This window comes from Achromobacter sp., assembly GCF_036567245.1.
Classification (GTDB): Bacteria; Pseudomonadota; Gammaproteobacteria; order Burkholderiales; family Burkholderiaceae_B; genus Achromobacter.
The window spans coordinates 1-3,547 of the sequence record NZ_DATCUY010000551.1 but is presented as its reverse complement, the minus strand read 5'-3'; the positions used below and the strand labels follow the sequence as shown (position 1 = coordinate 3,547).

Annotated in this window: 4 protein-coding genes; all 4 read left to right on the top strand. The window is 65.7% G+C overall.

Features of this window, described 5'->3' with window-relative positions; translation table 11 throughout:
- Positions 1 to 852, top strand: an 852-nt coding sequence (locus VIR09_RS23240) for an LD-carboxypeptidase (RefSeq protein ID WP_332014990.1), incomplete at its 5' end; no start/stop codon positions are given.
- 119 nt (positions 853 to 971) lie between these two features.
- On the top strand, positions 972 to 1,316 hold the full coding sequence (locus VIR09_RS23235; RefSeq protein WP_332014989.1) for a helix-turn-helix transcriptional regulator: 345 nt from the start codon (positions 972 to 974) through the stop codon (positions 1,314 to 1,316).
- A 9-nt stretch (positions 1,317 to 1,325) separates the two neighbouring features.
- Positions 1,326 to 2,642, top strand: a complete 1,317-nt coding sequence (locus VIR09_RS23230) for a HipA domain-containing protein (protein WP_332014988.1) — start codon at positions 1,326 to 1,328, stop codon at positions 2,640 to 2,642.
- The gene (locus VIR09_RS23225) at positions 2,639 to 3,541 is read left to right on the top strand and encodes a LysR family transcriptional regulator (protein WP_332014987.1); all 903 of its coding nucleotides are present in this window, start codon (positions 2,639 to 2,641) and stop codon (positions 3,539 to 3,541) included. The genes VIR09_RS23230 and VIR09_RS23225 overlap by 4 nt, the downstream gene beginning before the upstream one ends.
- The last annotated feature ends 6 nt before the right edge of the window (positions 3,542 to 3,547 follow it).

Here is a 3,547-nt window from a genome sequence, read left to right as displayed (position 1 = left end):
CTGGCGCGCGGCTACGAGCCGCAGGTCATGCCGGCGTCACGCTCGCGGCTGGACGCCCCCTATGACTATCTGGCCGGGGCGGACGCCGACAGGCTGGCCGACCTGCATGCGGCCTTCGCGGCGCCCGAGGTCGGCGCCGTGTGGTGCCTGCAGGGCGGCTTCGGTTCCTGGCGACTGCTGGATCAATTGGACTTCGACCTGCTGCGCCGCCATCCCAAGCCGTTCATCGGTTATAGCGACATCACAGCGTTGCACCTGGCCATGCAGCGCCGCGCCGGCTTTGTCACTTTCCATGGACCGATGCTGGCGCAGGATCTGCTGGCCGGCAAGCGCGAGCCCACCGAATCGCATTTGCTGTCGATGATCAGCGGCCAGTTGGGGCGGGGAGCATGGATTACGCCGCCCCCTTATGCGACCGCCACGGAACTGATACCCGGCGCCGCGACCGGGCGGCTGATCGGCGGCAACCTGGCGCTGATCGGCGCGCTGATTGGCTCGGACAACGAGATCGACACCCGTGGCGCCATTCTCTTCATCGAGGACGTCAATGAAGCCTTGCCCCGCATCGACCGGCTGTTGAGCCAGTTGGCCGCCGCCGGCAAATTCGACGAGCTCAAAGGCGTGCTGGTCGGTAACTTCACCCGGATCCTGGGCGTGCCGGGCGACGATGCCCAGGCCCAGGGGCTGCTGTACCCGCTGATACTGGACCAGTTCCGCTCCCGCGGCATTCCGGTGCTGGCGGGATGGCCCAGCGGCCATGGCGATCCCAACCTGACCTTGCCTCTGGGCGCGCAGGTGACGCTGGACACAGGGCGCGGCGGACTGCGCCTGGAGCAGGCAGTCGTGGTTTAGGGAAAAATGCTTTATTAATGAGTCATAACAGCTATATATGATCTATTAATAGATATTTACATCCACTAAAATGACTCATTAATAGTGCAATTCCTTCGGCTAAGCACTATTATCGTCTCATGAAAAAGAAGATCGAACCCAGCTTCGATGGCGCCGAAGCGCTTGCCCGGATCGGCGCCAACATCCGTACCGCCAGGCTGCGCCGCGTCGAAACCGAGTCCACGCTGGCCAGCCGCATGGGCGTGTCGCGCGCCACCATCACGCGCCTGGAGCGCGGCGACGGCGGCGTGTCCCTGGCGCTGGCCATCGAAGCGTTGCTGCAGTACGGCTACGCCGACCAGGTCTACGCCTTGGGCGACCCCGACCTCGACGGCGTCGGCAAGCGGCTGGACGCCGTGCGCCGCCCCAGCCGCGGCAGCGGCAAGGCGCCGAACGCGCACCGCGCCGATCCCACCCAGCTGTAGCGCCCGCCCATGGTGCAGACCAGAAAGCACAAGTCGGTGGAAAGCGAGCTGTATGTCTACGTGGACATCCGCGGCGAGGCGGTGCTGGCCGGCCTGCTGACGCTGGACGACTCGGACGAAAATCACTTCTACGCCGAATTCACCTATGTGCAGTCCTATGTGGACGACCCGCGCGCCTTTGCGCTGGATCCGCTGAATCTGCCGCTGGTGGATGCGCGGACCACGTTCCGTACCGAAAGCCGCTACGAAACGCTGGGGGCAATCTTTGACGCCGCGCCCGACGCCTGGGGCCGCAACGTCATGCGCGTCGACAATGCCGGCGCCCGCGTGACCGAGGACGAAGTCCTGCTCAAGGGCCGAGGCATGGGCGTGGGGGCGCTGTTCTTCAGCGCCCGCCCGCTCACGCCGAACATGCGCAAGACCTACCGCCTGCCGGAACTCGGCCAGCTGGAGTCGCTTGCCGACCTGCTCACCGACATCGACCAGGGCGTAAAACCCAAGGGCTTGTACCGCGACATTCTGGGCAGTTCCTGGGACATCGGCGGCGCGCGCCCCAAGACCATCGTGCGCGACGAGCATGGCGAAATGTGGATCGCCAAATTTCCGCGCAAGGGCGACTCCTACGACCGCCAGCGGGTCGAATACGCCAACCTGCAGATGGCCCGGGCCATCGGCTTGACCGTGCCCGAGATCCGCCTGGTCGAAACGCACCTGGGCGCGGTGCTGCTGACGCACCGCTTCGACCGCGAATTGCTGCAGGCCGGGAAGGGCGCCGCTCCGGTGGTCGCCCGCCGGCATTTCCTCAGCGGCGCTTCGCTCATCAGCCCATCGGCGCAGATCGGCAAGCGCGAACTGGACGGGCCGCGCGGCAAGGCCACGTACTCCTATGCCCGGCTGGCGGACGTGGTGCGCCGCGTGTCGTCCAACCCGGTGCAGGACTTGAAGGAGCTGTACGCGCGCATGATCCTGAACGTGGCCGTCCACAACACCGACGACCATCTGAAGAACGTCGGCTTCCTGAAGGACGAGGGCGTGCACACCTATCGCCTGTCGCCCCTGTTCGACGTGGTGACGCAGGAAGGCTCCGCCAGGCACTATCTGCACATCGGCGCGGCCGGCCGGGAAAGTTCCTTCCAGAACTGCCTGAGCGAGTACCGGCGCTTCGGCCTGCGCTCGGAAGCCGTCGCGCGCGCCATCCTCGATCATGTGTGCGAGGTGGTGGCCGGGCGCGCGCGGTACTACGACACGGCCGGCATGACGGCGGACGAAATCGTGCACGTGGAGGCGTCCTTGATGGCATGGCGCCACGGTATATTGCCGGTATGAAAAAGCTGGATATCCCCGCACTGGAGATCTTCGTCGCGGCCGTCGAAGAAAAGAGCCTGTCGAAAGCGGCCGAGCGCGAAAACCTGGTCACTTCCGCCGCCAGCAAACGCGTGGCGGAACTGGAGCGCCACCTGGAGCGGACGCTGCTCCACCGGCACGGACGAGGGGTCGAGCCGACGCCCGCCGGCGCCTTGCTGTACCAGCGCGCCAAAGCCATCCTGCGCAGCGTGCAACTGACGGAAAGCGCCATCAACGGCTATTCCACCGACGGCCAGGCAAAGATCCGCCTGGCTTCCAATCCCTCGACCATCCTGCAATTCCTGCCTGGCGTGATGGGCCGTTTCCTGGCCGACCGGCGCGATGTCAGCGTGGATCTGCTCGATGCCCACAGCTACGACATTCCGCGCATGGTGGCGGAGGCCTCGGTCGACATCGGCATCTATCACGCCGACCATCCGGTGCCGGGCGTGGCTTCGTTTCCGTTCCGCCGCGACCGCGTCGGGCTGGTCGTCCCGGTCGGCCATCCCCTGGCCGGACGGGCTGAGCTATTCCTGGAAGACGCGCTGGACTATGACCTGCTGGGCTATTTCCCGCGCCATTCGCTCGATCAGTTCCTGGCCTATGTCGGCCAGACGCTGACGCGTCCGCCCAACGTCAAGTTGCAGGTCTCCAATTTTGAAACCCGCTGCCGCATGATCCGCGAAGGACTGGGCATAGGCATCGTGCCCGAAGGCATCGCCCGCAACTATCTGGCTTCGATGGGATTGGTGCTGCTGCGCCTGCGCGATGCCTGGGCCGAGCGCCAGTTCTATGTCTGCGTGCGCGACGCGGCGCAATTGGCGCGTCCGGTGGAAGAGCTGCTGCGCGCCCTGACGGCGCCTGCGGCGGACGAGCGCTAGGCGCCG